Below are 837 nucleotides of genomic sequence, written 5' to 3'. Positions count from 1 at the left end.
TCGGCGTGGGCGGTTTTGCGTTCGTAGTCGCGGGTCAAGCGTCTGCACCTCGTGAGCCAGCCGAAGGTTCGTTCCACCACCCACCGGCGGGGCAGCACCTGGAAGCCTTTCACATCGGCGTTGCGGGGCACCGCCACGATCTCGATGTTCTCGTTCTCCTCGGCCCAGCGGACGAGGGTGGCGTCTTTGGAGTTGACGTAGCCGCCGTCCACCCACACCAGCCCGAGCAGTGGAAACCGTGCCCGGATCCCGGCCAGCAGCAGCCGGGCTCCGGGACGGTCCTGCACCGACGCCGACCCCACGGACACGCCCAGGATCAGCCCGAGCGTGTCGACCAGGACATGTCGTTTGCGGCCCCGCACCCGTTTCCCCGCGTCGTAACCGATGTGTTCGCCGCCCTCGACGGTTTTCACCGACTGCGAGTCGAGGATCGCCGCCGAGGGCTGCGGGTCCCGGCCCTCGCGGACGCGGACCCTGTCGCGCAGCACGTCGTGCACGCGCGCCCAGGTGCCGTCCGCGGTCCAGGCCGCGAACACCCGATACGCCGTGGCCCACGGCGCGAGATCACGCGGCGCCAACCGCCACGCGCACCCGCTGACCAGCACATAACTGATCGTGTCGATCACCAGGCGACGCGAATGCACCGGCGGCCGACCGCCCAGGCCCGGATGAGTCCTGGGCAGCAACGGCTCCACCACCGCCCACTGCGCATCAGTCAACGACGAGTCATACCCCGGCTTGCACACACAGACGCACACCCGACCCGATGATCATCATCACCGCACCGCTACCACAGCCGACACACCGAACCGACCACCAGGTTCCACAACACCCTCT

1 protein-coding gene is annotated in these 837 nt (G+C 68.5%); it reads right to left on the bottom strand.

Annotation, left to right across the window (positions count from 1 at the left end; translation table 11 throughout):
* Window positions 1–758 (bottom strand): IS5 family transposase (locus tag H4281_RS45035; RefSeq protein ID WP_182896958.1); only part of this gene is annotated, 758 nt, incomplete at its 3' end.
* Window positions 759–837: the final 79 nt, after the last annotated feature.

This window comes from Amycolatopsis dendrobii, from assembly GCF_014145675.1.
GTDB classification, from domain to species: domain Bacteria; phylum Actinomycetota; class Actinomycetes; order Mycobacteriales; family Pseudonocardiaceae; genus Amycolatopsis; species Amycolatopsis dendrobii.
The sequence above is the reverse complement of the archived record's forward strand: the minus strand, read 5'-3'. Positions and strand labels throughout refer to the sequence as shown.